This is a genomic window from Bacillus sp. EB106-08-02-XG196, from assembly GCF_013396335.1.
In the GTDB taxonomy this organism is placed as follows: Bacteria; Bacillota; Bacilli; order Bacillales; family Cytobacillaceae; genus Neobacillus.
This window is the reverse complement of record NZ_JABWSY010000009.1, coordinates 243,870-260,202: the sequence shown is the minus strand read 5'-3', so window position 1 is coordinate 260,202 and position 16,333 is coordinate 243,870. Positions and strand designations below refer to the sequence as shown.

At 39.0% G+C, this 16,333-nt stretch carries 16 protein-coding genes; 13 read left to right on the top strand and 3 right to left on the bottom strand.

Annotated elements, in window-relative coordinates:
* The first annotated feature begins 37 nt into the window (after positions 1-37).
* The 4 genes from MLOOGBEN_RS16080 to MLOOGBEN_RS16065 all read left to right on the top strand — a co-directional run bounded on the left by MLOOGBEN_RS16080 (position 38) and on the right by MLOOGBEN_RS16065 (position 6,245).
* Positions 38-649, top strand: a complete 612-nt coding sequence (locus MLOOGBEN_RS16080; RefSeq protein ID WP_179159269.1) for a YesL family protein — start codon at positions 38-40, stop codon at positions 647-649.
* 53 nt (positions 650-702) lie between these two features.
* Positions 703-3,321: a polysaccharide lyase 8 family protein gene (locus tag MLOOGBEN_RS16075; protein WP_179159268.1), complete on the top strand. Its 2,619-nt coding sequence runs from the start codon at positions 703-705 to the stop codon at positions 3,319-3,321.
* Between the two features lie 115 nt (positions 3,322-3,436).
* Positions 3,437-4,945, top strand: a complete 1,509-nt coding sequence (locus MLOOGBEN_RS16070; RefSeq protein ID WP_179159267.1) for a sulfatase family protein — start codon at positions 3,437-3,439, stop codon at positions 4,943-4,945.
* Between the two features lie 43 nt (positions 4,946-4,988).
* Entirely contained in the window at positions 4,989-6,245 is a 1,257-nt protein-coding gene (locus tag MLOOGBEN_RS16065) for an anaerobic sulfatase maturase (protein WP_179159266.1), read from the top strand.
* A gap of 330 nt (positions 6,246-6,575) precedes the next feature.
* Here MLOOGBEN_RS16065 and sspL read toward each other — a convergent pair whose 3' ends face one another.
* Positions 6,576-6,713 carry a small, acid-soluble spore protein L gene (gene sspL, locus MLOOGBEN_RS16060; protein ID WP_179159265.1) on the bottom strand — a complete coding sequence of 46 codons (138 nt, stop codon included), beginning with the start codon at positions 6,711-6,713 and terminating at the stop codon, positions 6,576-6,578.
* A gap of 85 nt (positions 6,714-6,798) precedes the next feature.
* Between sspL and MLOOGBEN_RS16055 the strand changes: the two genes are divergently transcribed.
* Together MLOOGBEN_RS16055 and MLOOGBEN_RS16050 are read left to right on the top strand one after the other, a co-directional pair.
* Positions 6,799-7,305, top strand: a complete 507-nt coding sequence (locus tag MLOOGBEN_RS16055) for a divergent PAP2 family protein (protein ID WP_179159264.1) — start codon at positions 6,799-6,801, stop codon at positions 7,303-7,305.
* A 15-nt stretch (positions 7,306-7,320) separates the two neighbouring features.
* Positions 7,321-7,602 (top strand): DUF6123 family protein, encoded by a 282-nt coding sequence (locus tag MLOOGBEN_RS16050; RefSeq protein ID WP_179159263.1) that lies wholly within the window; start codon positions 7,321-7,323, stop codon positions 7,600-7,602.
* Between the two features lie 73 nt (positions 7,603-7,675).
* Here the strand turns inward: MLOOGBEN_RS16050 and MLOOGBEN_RS16045 are convergent, their stop codons facing one another.
* The gene (locus tag MLOOGBEN_RS16045) at positions 7,676-8,083 is read right to left on the bottom strand and encodes a reverse transcriptase-like protein (protein WP_179159262.1); all 408 of its coding nucleotides are present in this window, start codon (positions 8,081-8,083) and stop codon (positions 7,676-7,678) included.
* A gap of 193 nt (positions 8,084-8,276) precedes the next feature.
* Between MLOOGBEN_RS16045 and MLOOGBEN_RS16040 the strand changes: the two genes are divergently transcribed.
* Together MLOOGBEN_RS16040 and MLOOGBEN_RS16035 are read left to right on the top strand one after the other, a co-directional pair.
* Positions 8,277-8,933, top strand: coding sequence for a reverse transcriptase-like protein (locus MLOOGBEN_RS16040; RefSeq protein WP_179159261.1), 657 nt, complete (start codon positions 8,277-8,279; stop codon positions 8,931-8,933).
* A 21-nt stretch (positions 8,934-8,954) separates the two neighbouring features.
* Entirely contained in the window at positions 8,955-9,143 is a 189-nt protein-coding gene (locus MLOOGBEN_RS16035) for a zinc-finger domain-containing protein (RefSeq protein WP_179159260.1), read from the top strand.
* Positions 9,144-9,248: 105 nt separating this feature from the next.
* On the opposite strand, the gene cspD is transcribed toward MLOOGBEN_RS16035, so the two are convergent.
* On the bottom strand, positions 9,249-9,449 hold the full coding sequence (cspD, locus tag MLOOGBEN_RS16030) for a cold-shock protein CspD (protein WP_026563856.1): 201 nt from the start codon (positions 9,447-9,449) through the stop codon (positions 9,249-9,251).
* Positions 9,450-9,720: 271 nt separating this feature from the next.
* On the opposite strand from cspD, the gene MLOOGBEN_RS16025 reads away from it, so the two are divergent.
* The 5 genes from MLOOGBEN_RS16025 (at position 9,721) to cydC (ending at position 16,109) form a co-directional block, all read left to right on the top strand.
* On the top strand, positions 9,721-10,002 hold the full coding sequence (locus MLOOGBEN_RS16025; RefSeq protein WP_095251973.1) for a hypothetical protein: 282 nt from the start codon (positions 9,721-9,723) through the stop codon (positions 10,000-10,002).
* A 243-nt stretch (positions 10,003-10,245) separates the two neighbouring features.
* Positions 10,246-11,652 (top strand): cytochrome ubiquinol oxidase subunit I, encoded by a 1,407-nt coding sequence (locus MLOOGBEN_RS16020; protein WP_368737794.1) that lies wholly within the window; start codon positions 10,246-10,248, stop codon positions 11,650-11,652.
* A 1-nt stretch (position 11,653) separates the two neighbouring features.
* Positions 11,654-12,667 (top strand): cytochrome d ubiquinol oxidase subunit II, encoded by a 1,014-nt coding sequence (gene cydB, locus MLOOGBEN_RS16015; RefSeq protein ID WP_179159259.1) that lies wholly within the window; start codon positions 11,654-11,656, stop codon positions 12,665-12,667.
* Positions 12,667-14,385 carry a thiol reductant ABC exporter subunit CydD gene (gene cydD / locus MLOOGBEN_RS16010; RefSeq protein ID WP_179159258.1) on the top strand — a complete coding sequence of 573 codons (1,719 nt, stop codon included), beginning with the start codon at positions 12,667-12,669 and terminating at the stop codon, positions 14,383-14,385. The genes cydB and cydD overlap by 1 nt, the downstream gene beginning before the upstream one ends.
* Positions 14,382-16,109, top strand: a complete 1,728-nt coding sequence (gene cydC, locus MLOOGBEN_RS16005) for a thiol reductant ABC exporter subunit CydC (RefSeq protein WP_179159257.1) — start codon at positions 14,382-14,384, stop codon at positions 16,107-16,109. Before cydD ends, cydC begins: the two co-directional genes overlap by 4 nt.
* The last annotated feature ends 224 nt before the right edge of the window (positions 16,110-16,333 follow it).

Below are 16,333 nucleotides of genomic sequence, written 5' to 3'. Positions count from 1 at the left end.
TTCCTTTCCTTTAGGATTTGAAAGGGGAAATGATGATATGGATGGGAAGCTATATCGAACAATGGAGTTTATCATGAATGCCTTTATATTGAATCTTTTATGGCTGGTGGTATGCCTTCCGATTCTAACCATATTTCCAGCGACAACCGCTTTGTTTGGTGTAGTCCGGGAGTGGCAGAAGGAAAATGATATTAAAGTATTTTCTGCTTTTTTCCGCCATTTAAAGGCGAATTTTAAACAAAGCTTCGTTCTTGGCATTTTATGGATCGTCTTTACCTTTTTGCTTATCGGTGATTTTATCATCACCAATCAGATGCAATCAAACCTAAAATACGTACTATTTGCGGTTTTCTTCCTTTTAAGTATTGTTTATCTGTTTGCATCGATATCGATTTTTCCCGTCATCGTTCATTACCGAGTGTCTTGGAAAGAAGCTATCAAGAATGCCATGCTGCTTTCGATTGGAATTCCTCACTTTATGCTTCTTTCTCTCGTGATGATTGCCGGTACAGTGGGGCTCATATTTTTTTTTCCAGCGGCCTCGATGTTAGTTTTTAGCATTGCTGCCTATCTAATTTATGCTCTAGTATCAAAGGGGTTTCATAAGGAGAAAAAAGTTCAAACCAATTACCAAACGGCCGCTAATTAACATTGTGCTATGTGCCCTTGGTACATAAAAAATATCAATAGGATGGTGTATGTATGGTAAAAAATTTAAAGAAAATTTTGGCAACATCATTGACACTAACAACCTTTTTATCTGTTTCGGCACTAGATACCAACAACTCCGTTCATGCCTCTGAAACGTCGGCAGCTTCCACCGTGGCAAATTCTGCAGAATCTGTAAATGAACTCAATCAATTAAAGGAGAACTTTAGAAAGTATCTGGTTGGTACTGAAAGCTTGAATTCTGACCCATTGTTAGCTAGTAAAATCAATTCAGTCCACAAAACGGCCAATGATAGGCTCGACTCGTTCCTTCCTAGCGAGGAAAGGGGACAAGGTCTGTTCAAAGATGTCACACTTGGCCAAGATCCGAAAAATCTAGCCAACTCCTATTTGTATTTATACCAAATGGCACTAGCTGCCAAATCCTATAAAGACCCTAGCCAAACCGGATTTAACTTTTACGAGAATGTGGAAATGATCAATAAAATCATTGAAGGGCTGGATTGGCTGTATGCTAATCACTTTGCCGACCAAGAAAAGGGTTATTACGGGAATTGGTATGAATGGGAAATAGGTGCCCCGAATCATATTTCGAAAATCTTACTTTTGTTAGAGGATGAGATTAAAAGCCAAAAACCGGAACTGATTAACGCCTATGCGAACTCGATGGATTTATACTTAAGGAACGGAAAAGACGGGGATATTGATTTAACGGCCCGTCAACATACAGGCGCCAATCTTGCCGATATCGCCACAAATCGAATTATCCAAGGGGCAATTACAGGAGACGGGCAGCGGGTATCAAAGGCAGTGGCCAATATCCTGACTGTTTTTCAAACAATCGACCCTGATCATATTGTAAATGGGAATACGGATGGATTTTATGAGGATGGCTCCTTTATTCAGCACCACCGGGTTGCCTATACGGGTTCTTACGGGAAAGTCCTGATCAATCGAATTATCCAAACGATGAAAATTCTGGACGATAGTTCATACAATCCGAAAGACATATTGGTTCCAACCGTCAAAAATTGGTTATATCAAGGCTTCTCACCGGTTATTTTTGAAGGGTATATGATGGAAATCGTCAAAGGCCGGGCGGTTTCAAGAACAGGAACCGGGTATGCGGATGTCAATGGTATCGTCGAAGCAATGGTTGATTTAACGAACTACTTGAATGAAGAAGACAGTCAGCAATTAAAATCTCACATTAAATATATTGCTCAAACTACGAAAGGGACTATTAATACGGGATCCTTCACTTCTAATTTAGCTGTGGTACAGTATAATAACCTGATCGTGGATTCCAACGTTGAGGCTAAAAACGCGATTGCCGAAGAAAATCATTATGCCTTTAATTTAATGGATAAAACGGTCCATTTAAGAGACTCCTATGCGTTTGCTTTTTCAAGAAGCTCTGACCGAATCAGCAAATATGAGTATATGAGCGGCGAAAATTTAATGCCATGGTTCCAAGGTGATGGCGCGTATTACTTATATTTATCAGGAAGGAATCAAACGAAATCATTTGGGGCTAATTATTTTGCAACTATTGGCCCTTATAAGCTTCCGGGAACAACTGTACCTGTTGAGGAGAGAAAAACCATTCCTGAGCTGTATGGAAAGGCTTACTATGAAAATACCAATCATCCATTAAATTTCTTTGCATCCTCAGTGTCGCAAAATGATTATGTTTATTTTCCAGTAGGAACGAATAAGTATTCCGGCGGGGTAAAGCTGGGGAAATACGGGGTAACAGGTATTCAGCTTGGGGATGAGATTGGCTATCGCGATAAACAGAAAGGGATACTGCCTGACGATTTTGTCGCATATAAAAATGCCGAAGCGAATAAATCGGCGTTTATGTTTGATGATGAAATTATTTTACTTGGATCTGGTATTAAGGATCAGTTGGGACGAGAGGTTATTTCCACCATTGATAACCGGATGTTTGACAGCAACGAAACCAGTTCCATTACAGGGGAAACGTATGATGATCAAGTATTAACGGATCCTGAAAATGGCCAATACGAGTTAAAATGGCTGAATTTTAAAACCGATGAGGAAGCAAGTAAGGTAGGGTATTACTTTCCTGAATCCTCCAGCATCAATGTTTCAACAAATACGGTGACGGAAAGCCTTAAAAAAATCCGTACTCCCAACCCGGACACCAAGATTACGGAGAACTTCTTTACATTAGGACTGGAGCATGGAACAAATCCGCAAAATGCGAAATATGCCTATGTGATTTTGCCTAATTTCAATGAAGCAGATACGGAGGAATATGCGAATAGTCCAGGTGTGAAGATCTTGTCTAATACGGAGGATGTACATGCTGTTGAACATGTTAATCTTGGGTTGAAAGGGTTCAATTTCTTTGGTGACAAAAAGAGAAGTGTAAGTAATGTAACTTCCTATAATCCGGCATCGATTCTTGTGAAAAAAGATGGGGATATTGTGACGATTGCTGTTTCCGACCCGACCTTCAGTCTTGATAAGATGAAGCTGGAGGTGGAACTCCCGCACCCTGCAGTGGTAGAAGCGAGCAAGGGTGTTAAGGCTTCCGTTTCTAGTAAAAAGACGTTAATTCATATTGATTCCAAGAATTCTTATGGGAAGAGCTTTGATATCAAGCTAAAAGTTAAAGAGTAATACTAGCTGATAAAATGCGGTGGAGTGGGCGGCATTATCATGGGACGGGTTCACTCCCACTGCTTTTTCGTGCTCTTAATAAAATTTTATCTAAGATAAAGAGGTGTAGGCATTTATGAAAAGACCAAACATTCTATTGATCACAAGTGATCAGCAGCATTATGATACGATCGGCGCCTTTAACCCGGAACTATTCACCCCGAACCTCGATCGCTTGGCTAAGGAAGGAACGACTTTTCAGCGCGCCTATTGTCCAAATCCTACATGTACACCGGCAAGGTCTTCAATCATAACAGGCAACTACCCAAGCCAGCATGGGGCATGGACATTGGGAACAAAACTGAGTGAGGAGCAACTGACTGTCGGCGATGTTTTTGTAGAAAATGGGTATCGAACAGCACTTGTCGGGAAGGCTCATTTCCAGCCTACGCGCACGTCAGATGAGTATCCATCACTGGAATCGATGCCGCTCCTCCAGAATATTGACTTCTGGAAATCTTACAATCAGCCATTCTACGGTTTTGAAAGAATTGAACTTTTGCGCAATCATACCAATGAATACTTGGTGGGCCAGCATTACGTGGCCTGGCTGGAGGAGAAGGGTTTCCATGACTGGAAAAAGTATTATATGGCTCCAACGGGAACGATGGATCCAGCCATTAAATATACCTGGGGGATTCCGGAGGAGTATCACTATAATACATACATAGCAGAAAAAACCAATGAACTTCTGGAAGCCTATCAACAGCAAGGGGAAAACTTCTTCCTTTGGGCGAGCTTTCCGGATCCGCATCCTCCATATTTGGTGCCGGAGCCATGGGCTTCGATGTACGACCCTAATCAGTTGACCATTCCCGAGGCTGTTCCCGGCGAACATGACAAGAATCCCACGCATTTTAAAAAGACCCAGGAGGAGAACCCTGACTTTTCTGACCTAGAGGAAACAGGCTGGGGCATTCACGGTTATCACTCGCATTTGCTGCCAGAGGACGACCGAAAAAAATTAGTAGCGAATTATTATGGGATGATAAGTTTCATGGATAAGTATATTGGTAAAATTCTAGATAAGCTGGATGAACTGGGAATTGCCGATGACACTCTGGTTGTTTTTAGCACAGATCACGGTCATTTCTTCGGCCAGCATGGCTTGCAGTACAAAGGCGGGTTTCATTATGAGGATTTGATTAAACTGCCATTTATTGTCCGATATCCGGGGAAAGTACCGGGACAAAAAGAATCACATGCCCTGCAATCGCTGGTCGATCTAGCACCAACCTTTTTGTCCTTAGCTGGTATCCCTATCCCGCCTAATATGTCTGGTGAAGACCAAAAGAATGTTTGGCTGGGAATCCAAGAGAAGGTAAGGGATCACATTTTGTGTGAGTTTCGTCATGAGCCAACAACCATCCATCAAAAAACCTATGTTGATGAGCGCTATAAAATTACGATCTATTACCGGCAAACCTATGGTGAAATTTTTGACTTGAAGGGGGACCCAAAAGAATTAAATAATTTATGGGATCATCCAAACTATCAAGAATTGAAAAAAGAGCTTCTATTAAAATATGCGTGGGCGGAATTGCATAAAGAGCAGATGCCGATGCCTAGAATTTCTCATGCATAGGGACGTAAAACATACTATTAAACAGTAAGGAGACTAACAAAAAATGGTACAATCCTGTTTAACTTCGAAGAACCAAGGCCATATCGGTGTTATGTGGAAAACTGTTTCTGAGGCATGTAATCTTGCTTGTGATTATTGCTATTATAGCAGTTGTGGAGGTCAGCCAGGAAAAATCGAAAAAATTGATTCTATTATGCTTGAAAAATTTATTAAAGAATATATGGATATTTCCAATGGCGTAGCTTCATTCGCATGGCAGGGAGGAGAGCCGCTCCTAGCTGGCTTGGATTTTTTTAAACAGGTTGTATATTTACAAGCAAAGTACGCTCCTAAGAATACAATCATAAGCAATTCACTGCAAACCAATGCCACGCTCATTACAAAGGAATGGGCAAGTTTTTTTAAACAATATAATTTATTAATCGGTGTTAGTCTGGATGGACCAAAGGAAATCAATGATGCAAGAAGGGTGAATGGTCAGGGCATTGGGAGCTTCGACCGTGTGATGCGTGGGATTAATCATTTGCGTAATGCAAATGTTGACTTTAATATCCTCACGGTTATTCACGAAGGAAATGTAGGCAGGGCAAAAAAGTTGATGGCGTTTTATCAGACAGAAGGGTTTAGCCATGTGCAATTTATTCATTGTATGGATTTCCGAGCCCAAGAACCGAATAAGCCGGTGCAATATTTGATTACACCTGAACAATATGGCCAGTTCTTATGTGAGGCATTTGATGTATGGTATAACAATGGTAACCCGAAAAGATCGGTCAGGATCTTTGATAACATTTTAAGTGTGTATTTGCACCAAGAGGCAGAACTTTGTGTCCATCGTCAATCATGCCCAAAAACACTGATCCTTGAACAAAACGGTGACGCCTATCCGTGCGATTTTTATATTAATGATGAATCTAGACTTGGGAACGTCGCTCAGGATTCGCTTATAGATATTTTAAACAGCCCAAAATATGAAGACTTTCTTGGATTGAAGCCAAATTTACCTGATAAGTGTAGAGACTGCAAGTTTTTACATTTATGCCATGGCGGTTGTCCGAGAAATCGAGCATGGAATCAAGCAGTTGATATAGTTAACCCAGATTATTTCTGCGAGAGTTATCTTGAACTCTATAACTACTGCCATGAACGAATGGAAAAGCTGGCTGAAAATATAAAACAGAAGTGGCTGCAAAATCACCTTCAAGCAGACCGACCAAAGCCTGAACGAAATGATCTTTGCCTTTGTGGAAGCAAGAAAAAATTCAAAAAATGTTGTGAAAAGTTTTTGCAAAAAGCTTAGCCTTCCTATTGGAGGAGTTAAAATGGATATATCAAATGGATTTTACTTAACATCGGGATTGGTGCTCTGCCAGGCTCCATATTTGGTATTGTTACTGCAACTTTATTCATCAAGTTATTTTTATGTTATCTTTTCAACTATTTGTTTCGTTAGGAACCTTATTATTTTTTTAAAAATCTCCCAAAAAAAATTAAAAAACATGTTCTCACTGAGGAATACAATTATGTAGCAGCTGCATCTTCCGAAAGCAATAATTGGTGCAGTAGTTATTTATTCCTGTCCCTGTATTTAATCCTGAGGCTGTCCCAGAAAGGGACAGCTGTTTCCATTTTATTTTGTATTTTTTTTCTTTTGTGCATTTTCTAGTTTGCTTTTTGGTTCCTCAGCGAATTCTGCATCTTGTCCGTATCCTTGTGGATTAACCCCAGGAGCCTTTACACCGCGATTAGCATGACCGTTTTTGCTCATCCTTCTCACCTCCCATTTTTTTAGTATTTCCACTCGGAATAATAAAACTCAACTTTCTAAACAATAATGATAAGAGGTGATAAAAATGAATAAAGGCGTTTATTTAGCCCTTTCTAGTATTGGTTTAGCACAAGGCTTAAAGATTCCCATTCATTATTACAAAAAGAAAGAGTGGCGCCCAGACCTCTTTTTCCAAACAGGCGGTATGCCTAGCTCCCACTCAGCTGGAGTTTCAACACTAACCACCTATATAGCGCTACAGCGAGGGCTGCCAACATTTGATTTTGCTCTATCGCTGGTTTATGGATTAATTGTCATGTACGATGCCCAAGGGATACGGCGGCAAACAGGTGAACTCACCTTAAAAGTCAATTCCATGCATGATTTAATTGAAAAAGTGGACAAAGAGGAAAGCGTAGAATTTGAACAGGAAGCTCCCAAAAAGTTAAAGGAAATGTTAGGACATCAGCCTGAAGAAGTAATTGGCGGAGCAATTCTTGGGGCAATAGTCGGAGTAGTTGGACATTTATGTACAAAAAGGGGTAGAAAATTGTCGAAATTTAAGTTAAAATCTGATAGTAGATGGTTTTAGATTGCTTGGAGAGGGATGGAGAAGCCAGTGCGAACAACTGATGAGTACTTGCACTACCTAGAAGGAAAAGGATTTCAATTTCAAGAGGATGCAATTGGGTTTATTTATTTCGGAAAACACTATACGAATGCTTCCGATGAATTGATTAATTCTGCGATAGAGATCACATTAAAAGCCCAGAAGAGCTTTGATGGCAGCTTTTATGTGTCATTATTAGAAACCCTTGTTTCGAGCAAAATACAAACAAGAAATGCGGCCCTCAAGTTCGTTAAAGAAAGAGAACTAGTGGCAATATAAACAAGAATCCTCCCAAACCGGGGGGATTTTTGTTTAACCATGATATTACAAAAATAGGCTTTTTCATGTTGCTTTACTCTTCCTCCAATGTATTTTTTCGGATTGCAAGTCGGGCCAATTCATCGGCTGCTTTATTTTCGATACTTGGAATCCATTTCATAAAAAATAAATCAAATTGTTTCGATAACTGTAATGCCTGTTCTAGAAGAGGAGCATATAGTTTATTTTTTGCAAATTCTTTCTCTACAGCCTTATTGACTAATTCTGAATCCGTTCGAAAGGATACAACACTATGGGAATAGCCTTTTTCTAAGCACAGCTCTAATGCTTTAATAAAGGCATGATACTCGGCCTCGTGATTAGACATCATACCGAGCGGAATTGAAAATTTTTCGGCTGTCCCATTCCCTTTTATAAAAATTCCAGCACCGCTTGGACCTGGGTTGCCAGCACTGGCACCGTCTATGTAGACTTCGATCATAGGAGTCCCTCCATTTTCATAATAATTGAAAGTTTATCATAATCTAACACAAAACGCAGGAAATAAATTTTCCCTCTTTCTACTTTGTTGAACTGGGTATGCTAAGACTAGATGTTTAAACGTATTGTAAGAAAGTGCAATCATAAATTCTTTCTTTTCAACTCAGAAATTTTCTTTAGAAAGGTTGAAAATCATGAAATATAGACTTGAGTGGAATTATAAAACAGGCAGTAATGAAAAAATACAATTCACCTCTGATTGGATTTCTACGGAATTGGCAATACAAGCAGGTGAAGAGCTTGAAAAGCTAGGGAAAGCAAGTGACATCTACTTTTATGATGAGATAGGTACATCGTGGATATTAAAGGAACTGAAAAAGCTGGTAACTGAAATTGAGGATGATCCTCATGAAATCACTGTATATTTCGATGGCGGATTTCAAAAGGAAACCAATACAGCCGGTCTTGGTGTGGTTATATTTTTTAAACAAGGGAAAAAGAAATATCGAATTAGAGCGAACGAAATGTTCGATGAATTGGAAACAAATAATGAAGCAGAATATGCAGCCTTTTATTATGGTTTAACGCTTTTAGAGGAATTAGGCGTTCATCATCTGCCTTGTGAATTTAAGGGGGACTCACAGGTCGTCTTAAAGCAGCTTGAAGGAGAATGGCCGTGCTATGAGGATGTACTCAATGCCTGGCTTGACAGGATTGAAGAAAAAATGAAGGCACTCTCGCTGATACCAAAGTACACACCGATTCCAAGAAATGATAATAAAGAAGCAGATAAATTGGCTACTCAGGCGTTAGAGGGGAAAGAAATTTTTGCAAAGACACAAATAATTTAGGAAACGGGGTGCCTTTGACTCGTGAAAAATTCTAGTAGAAAAGAACTGTTCCATCATGTTGAATCCCTATTAGGCCAGTACTGTAATGGATGTTTTGTTCATCAGCAGTTTAAACAAGATGGGGGCAGGAGGTTTGCCCATCGCTTTTGTATTTCACAATGCACCGTAGGGGAAAAACTGCAGGAATATGGAAAAAAGCTTACAAGATGATTAGTTACTGTACGGGATGCCAATTTCAAGAAGGCATCTAAGAAGGCATTTAAAGAAATATAAAAAAGGCTGACGGTATTCGCCAGCCTTTGGTTAGTCATTAGATTAAAGTTTTACTACGTTAGCAGCTTGTGGTCCGCGGTTTCCTTCAACGATTTCGAAAGAAACTTCTTGGCCTTCTTCTAAAGACTTGAAGCCTTCGCCAGTAATAGCGCTGAAATGTACGAATACATCGTCTCCGCCTTCAACTTCGATAAAACCAAAACCTTTTTCATTGTTGAACCATTTTACTTTACCGTTTTGCATTTACTATTTCCTCCTAAGCCTTTCAGGACACTTTATGTAAGTGCCAAAGATAAATATTATCATGTACATAAAGATAATATTAATACTATTCAATTAATGATACATGACGCTTTAAATATACATGAATATTTTTGGGCAGTCAAGGAAAGTAAGCGCTTTTTTACCCAGTAAATCGTATTTTCATGCAATCTTCAAAATTAATAAAACTATCAACATAAATTTTTATCAGCCTCATATTCTTATAAAAATGGTTGATAAAGGGTGAGGAGTAATGTACCGATTTTCGATTGAGGGAGATGAATGGATTTTAAGATTCTCGCCGCAAGTCTTCATTGAAGCCGAAGAAAAACAAGTTGTCTTGATGTCATTGCTTCAAATCGGAAATGATTTATCATCTTATTCACATGGTGACGCCTTTCTCATGTTCACGAAGAAAATAGGTGCAATTGTTTTTGATGTTGAAAGAATTCCATCATTTATTTTGACTGTATCGAATATCATTCCAGAAGAAAATTGGTATATGCAGGATTCAACCTTGAAACTTATACAATAATACTGCAAGTGGGTGGTCAAAATTGACTGCCCTTTTTTATATCGCATTTCACAAATTAGACATAAATACTAGAACTATTATATAGTGAATTCTGCTAATATATGGGTGGAAGTATCGATAATAATTATTAAAGGATAATTATTATCATTAACTGTATGAAAATAGGGTTAATTATGTTATTGCCTTATTTTATCGCTAAGTTTGTGAAGTGTTGAACATTATTATTTTAAGGAGGTCCTGATTGTGGATGCAGTATTGCTGGCAAGAACTCAATTTGCCGCGACAACCATTTTTCACTTCTTCTTTGTACCGCTTTCCATTGGGTTAGTCTTTATGGTTGCCTTAATGGAAACCTTGTACGTGGTGAAAAAGAAGGAAGTATACAAGAAAATGGCAAAGTTTTGGGGACATCTATTTTTAATTAACTTTGCAGTCGGAGTAGTAACAGGAATCATTCAAGAATTTCAATTTGGTATGAACTGGTCAGATTACTCAAGATTTGTAGGTGATGTATTTGGAGCCCCGCTTGCAATCGAAGCGCTGCTAGCCTTTTTTATGGAATCAACGTTTATCGGATTGTGGATTTTTGGCTGGGATCGTTTATCAAAAAAAGTTCATTTAGCTTGTATCTGGCTAGTGTCACTCGGAACCATATTATCTGGTTTTTGGATTTTGACTGCCAATTCCTTTATGCAGGTGCCAGTTGGATTTGAGATGAACAATGGGCGCGCGGAGATGAATGATTTCTTTGCTTTAATCACGAACGGGCAATTATTAGTTGAATTCCCTCATGTATTAACTGGCGCGTTATGTACTGCAGCATTCTTTATTGCAGGGGTAAGTGCTATTAATCTACTTAAGAAAAAACATATCGAGTTTTATAAAAAATCGATGAAATTAGCTATTATCATTGGTTTAATCGGAAGTATTGGCACTGCCCTAAGCGGACATTCACAAGCACAATACTTAGTGAAAACACAGCCGATGAAAATGGCTGCAGCTGAAGGGATTTGGGAGGATTCACAAGACCCGGCTCCTTGGTCAGCATTTGCCATTATTAATACTGAGAAACATGAGAATAAGTTTGAAATTAATATTCCCTACGCGATGAGTTTCTTGGCGTATTCAAAATTTGAAGGCAGCCTTAAAGGCATTGAAACACTCCAAAAAGAATATACCGATAAATATGATTCTGTCGTTGGTGAAGGTACCAACTATATTCCGCCGGTAAAAACAACTTATTGGAGCTTTAGGCTCATGATTGGTTTTGGGTTGGCAATGATCCTCTTATCCTTTTCTGGTCTTTACCTATGGAGAAAAGGAAAATTGGAAAACAGTAACTTGTTTTTAAAACTCCTGCTGCCAGCGATTTTATTTCCATTTTTGGCGAATACCGCTGGATGGATTATGACCGAGGTGGGGCGTCAGCCGTGGACGGTATTTGGACTAATGACCACAGCTGATTCCATTTCTCCAAATGTTTCGGCAGGAATGATTCTATTTTCAACCATCATGTATCTTCTAGTGTTCACTGTGCTTTTAGGTGTAATGGTTTATTTGATGGTCCGTGAAATTAAAAAGGGTCCGGATGTTGGTCATGGTGTCATGGCGAAAGTAACAACCGATCCATTTAAAAAGGTAGGTGCTTAAGATGGAGTTAAGTGAATTATGGTTTGTCTTAATCGCCGTAGTCTTTATTGGTTTCTTTTTCCTAGAGGGATTCGATTTTGGAGTAGGTATGTCCACGAGGCTTTTAGCTCGAAATCAAATAGAACGAACAGTGATGATCAATACAATAGGGCCATTCTGGGATGCGAATGAAGTTTGGCTATTAACGGGTGGTGGAGCTATTTTTGCAGCCTTTCCACATTGGTATGCGACGATGTTCAGCGGTTATTACTTGCCATTATTAGCTGTTCTCCTATGTTTAATAGGAAGAGGGGTATCGTTTGAATTCCGCCGTAAGGTCGAGAATCCACGATGGACCAATGTGTGGGACTGGGTTATTTTTATCAGCAGCTTACTGCCGCCATTCCTATTGGGAGTTCTTTTTACCAGTATGCTTAGAGGAATGCCAATCAAAGAAGACATGAATATGTCAGCAGGTTTTACAGATTTCATTAAAGTTTACTCTCTATGGGGAGGACTCACCGTAACCTTACTCTGCTTCTTACATGGACTTAACTTCCTTTCTTTAAAAACAGAAGGGGAGCTTCGAAAGCGCTCCAGTCTATTGGCTAAAAAGGTAACTCTTGCCGTATTAGGCTCGCTCGTTGTGTTCGTAGTATTGTCATGGTTTATGACGGATATTTTTGAAGTTAGACGTGTACCTGAACTAATTCTTGCAGGTTTAATAGTAGCAGCATACGGCTTAGTGTACTATTTCAACCTGAAGAAACGCGAAGGATTATCGTTTACGATGTCCGGTCTTGGTTTAGCATTCACGGTATCAGCCATCTTTGTTGGCCTATTTCCAAGGGTGATGATTAGCAGTATTGATAAGGATTTTGATTTAACGGTATATAATGCAGCGAGCGGGGACTATTCGTTAAAAATAATGACTATCGTTGCATTTACCGTCTTACCATTCGTTTTAGGATATACAATTTGGAGTTATTATGTTTTCCGGAAAAGAGTAACTGACAAGGAGCATTTAACTTACTGATGGACAGGAAAATGATTTCTTATCAAGGGGCTAAGACTGTACTGAGTCTCTTAGCCATATTAACGGCAATTCAAGCTGCTGCCATAATTACTCAAGCCTATTATTTAGCTGAAGCAATCTCCTCCCTATTTGGGGGAGATTTGTTTCGAACTGTTATTAAAGACTTATTGATTTTCTTTATTTCTCTTATAGTTCGACAGGTTACTACTGTTGTGAAAAAGAATATCGCCTACGATTTTGCAGCGAAAACGAGCAAGAACTTCCGTGAACGTTTACTAGAAAAAGTATTTCAACTTGGCCCACGATTTACCCAAGAGGAAGGTTCTGGACAGACCGTTACACTAGTAATGGAAGGGATCACGAAATTTCGTCGTTATTTGGAACTTTACTTTCCTAAGATTATGAATGCTGCTTTTATCCCAGGGATACTTGTCCTTTATATTTTCTTTGAAAATTCCCGTTCGGGGCTCATCTTGGTACTGACCTTTCCAATTGTCATGATTTTTATGGTTTTACTTGGTAAGGCTGCAATAGGTAAAGCACTCAGCCAATATGAATCCTATCAATTACTATCCAATCATTTTGTTGATTCATTAAGAGGTTTAGAAACTCTTAAGTATCTCGGTTTGAGTGTGAAGCATATTGAAAAGATTGCCTGGGTGAGTGAACAATATCGAAAAGCAACAATCGCGGCATTACGGATTGCTTTTTTATCCTCGTTTGCACTCGACTTTTTTACGATGCTTTCGATTGCAACGGTGGCTGTATTCCTAGGATTAGGGTTAATTAATGGGAGTATGGAGCTGCACTCGGCATTAACCATTTTAATGCTGGCACCAGAGTACTTCCTGCCGATAAGAGAGGTGGGAGCAGATTATCACGCGACACTTGATGGTAAAAATGCTGGTAACAAAATTCAAGAAATACTTGATCTTGACAGCAGCCTGCCAAAACAAGAACCCCTTTCACTCTGGGAATCTACCAGCACTCTTACTGTATCAGGAATGAGTATCGAATATAGTAAGGGCGAAAAACCTGGATTAAGAGATATCAAATTTACACTATCGGGTTCAAAAAGAATTGGTATTGTTGGTGCCAGTGGTTCGGGGAAATCCACCATGATTGATGTGTTAAGTGGATTTTTAAACCCTTCAAGAGGAGAATTTCTAATCAGTGGTAAAAAGGTAACCTCCTTGTGCCAGCGGGATTGGCAAAAGCAAATAACATATATTCCACAGCAGCCATATATTTTCCACGACACTATAATGAACAATATTCGATTTTACCATCCTGAAGCAACGTTTGAAGAAGTGGAAGCAGCGACGGAGAAATCCGGCTTGAAAGCAATGGTCGATGAGCTGCCACAAGGGTTAGAGAATCAAATTGGTGAGGGTGGACGAAGGATTAGCGGCGGACAGGAACAACGTATTGCCATCGCACGATCATTCTTAGGAAATACCCCGATCATCATGCTTGATGAACCAACAGCCCATCTCGATATTGAAACAGAAGCAGAACTAAAGGAAACCATGCTTCAATTGTTTGAAGGTAAGCTCGTTTTTTTTGCAACACATCGACTCCATTGGATGTTAGACATGGACCAAATCCTTGTTCTTGACCAAGGAGAGTTAGTTGAAACTGGAACACATGATGAATTACTTGCAAAGCGTGGCTATTATTATCAGCTAGTTTCAACAAAAATGGAGGGAAATCTATGAATAGAAACAAATGGATTCTTCCATATTTGAAACAATATCGTGGTTTACTTTTTCTCTCTATTCTTTTGGGGTCACTAACCATTCTGTTCGGCGGGGCATTAATGTTTACATCTGGATATCTCATCTCGAAATCTGCAACCATGCCTGAATCCATTTTAATGGTCTATGTCCCGATTGTAGGTGTTCGAACATTTGGAATTGGACGTGCCGTTTTAAGTTATCTTGAAAGGCTTGTCGGTCATCAGTTTGTACTGAAAATACTTTCTCAGATGCGTGTTCGGTTATATAAAATCATTGAGCCGCAAGCTTTGTTTATTACTTCGCGATTTCGCACTGGGGATATTCTCGGAGTTCTGGCAGATGATATTGAACACCTTCAGGAGTTCTATTTAAAAACATTGTTCCCAGCTATTACTTCATTAGTAGTCTATAGTGTGATTATCATAGGCGCTGGTCTTTTCTCGGTTCCCTTTGCTATTTTACTAGCTTGCTTAATTGGCCTCATACTTTTTGTAGGTCCATTTGTTTCATTTTTTTATGTTAGAGGTAAAAATGAAAAATTGAAACATGGTAGAAATCAGCTTTACCAACAGTTTACAGAAGCTGTTTTTGGGATAAGTGACTGGATATTTAGCGGTCATACAAAAGCGTTTATCCATAGGTACGAACTACAGGAGCAGAAACTACTTAAGGTTGAAACTCAAAAACAATCATTCGTAAATTACCGTGATATTGTGAACCAACTGATTCTTGGCTCCATCGTAATTGTTGCGATATATTGGGCAAGCGATTTAACTGCGAGTGGTGAGATTCCTCCGACTTTAATAGCAGCTTTTGCACTTGTTTTATTGTCGCTGCTAGAATCCTTTTTACCAATCGCAGAAGGAATTAGTGAAACAACAAGCTATCAAGAATCGTTAAAACGCCTAGATTCGCTTCAAATATATAGTGAGTCAAAGCAAGAAACTCTAGCAATAGATATTTCCAATTCTCAGATTTTGATTGAAATAAATAACGTTTCATTGGGTTATTCAGATAAATTACTGTTGCATGATTTTATATTAAAGATAGAGCAAGGGGAGCGGATAGCTATTATTGGACGGAGCGGCGCAGGTAAATCAACGCTATTAAAACTCATTAAAGGTGTACTTGCTCCTGTTAGTGGTGCGGTGAAACTTAATGGTATAGATGCACATAAACGGGAACCTTCTATTTCTAAAATTATGGGTGTACTGAACCAAAAACCGTATTTGTTTAATACTTCTGTGTTGAACAATATTCGACTTGGTAATCCGGAAGCAAGTGATGTAGAGGTCCATGAAGTTGCGAAAATGGTTCAATTGGATGAAATGATAAGAGAGCTGCCGCAAGGATACGAAACAAATATGCAAGAAACAGGCCAACGCTTCTCAGGCGGAGAGCGCCAAAGGATTGCGTTAGCTCGTATTCTACTGCAAAAAACACCTGTGGTTATTTTGGATGAACCAACGGTAGGTCTCGATCCCATTACGGAGGTTAAGCTGTTAAGAACGATTTTTGATAACTTAAAGGGAAAAACAATTATCTGGGTGACACACCATTTAATAGGGGTAGAGAAAATGGATCGTATCCTATTCCTAGAAAATGGTAAAATAGCCATGGAAGGCAGTCACTCTCAGTTGCTGGAAAATGAAGAGAGATATCGCCGCCTGTATAAATTAGATTGTCCGTTTAAAAAAGTATAAAATAGAGTCTGAGTCCAAGAATATGGTGCTCAGACTCTATGAAAGTTTATTTCTGCATATTAAATTGCCACGCACTATTTTTCTCCAACACTATTAATCCTCTTACGTACCACTGTTTATTATATGAAAAATCTACCAATTAAAGTTTAATTAAATAATTTATCAATCTAATGGTCTACTATTGGATATATTTTAATCCTTTACAAAAAGACAAATGAAGTGGG

Coding starts and splice junctions, on each gene's coding strand:
- MLOOGBEN_RS16080 (WP_179159269.1), top strand. CDS start 38: ATGGATGGGAAGCTATATCGAACAATGGAGTTTATCATGAATGCCTTT.
- MLOOGBEN_RS16075 (WP_179159268.1), top strand. CDS start 703: ATGGTAAAAAATTTAAAGAAAATTTTGGCAACATCATTGACACTAACA.
- MLOOGBEN_RS16070 (WP_179159267.1), top strand. CDS start 3,437: ATGAAAAGACCAAACATTCTATTGATCACAAGTGATCAGCAGCATTAT.
- MLOOGBEN_RS16065 (WP_179159266.1), top strand. CDS start 4,989: ATGGTACAATCCTGTTTAACTTCGAAGAACCAAGGCCATATCGGTGTT.
- sspL (WP_179159265.1), bottom strand. CDS start 6,713: ATGAGCAAAAACGGTCATGCTAATCGCGGTGTAAAGGCTCCTGGGGTT.
- MLOOGBEN_RS16055 (WP_179159264.1), top strand. CDS start 6,799: ATGAATAAAGGCGTTTATTTAGCCCTTTCTAGTATTGGTTTAGCACAA.
- MLOOGBEN_RS16050 (WP_179159263.1), top strand. CDS start 7,321: ATGGAGAAGCCAGTGCGAACAACTGATGAGTACTTGCACTACCTAGAA.
- MLOOGBEN_RS16045 (WP_179159262.1), bottom strand. CDS start 8,083: ATGATCGAAGTCTACATAGACGGTGCCAGTGCTGGCAACCCAGGTCCA.
- MLOOGBEN_RS16040 (WP_179159261.1), top strand. CDS start 8,277: ATGAAATATAGACTTGAGTGGAATTATAAAACAGGCAGTAATGAAAAA.
- cspD (WP_026563856.1), bottom strand. CDS start 9,449: ATGCAAAACGGTAAAGTAAAATGGTTCAACAATGAAAAAGGTTTTGGT.
- MLOOGBEN_RS16025 (WP_095251973.1), top strand. CDS start 9,721: ATGTACCGATTTTCGATTGAGGGAGATGAATGGATTTTAAGATTCTCG.
- cydB (WP_179159259.1), top strand. CDS start 11,654: ATGGAGTTAAGTGAATTATGGTTTGTCTTAATCGCCGTAGTCTTTATT.
- cydD (WP_179159258.1), top strand. CDS start 12,667: ATGGACAGGAAAATGATTTCTTATCAAGGGGCTAAGACTGTACTGAGT.
- cydC (WP_179159257.1), top strand. CDS start 14,382: ATGAATAGAAACAAATGGATTCTTCCATATTTGAAACAATATCGTGGT.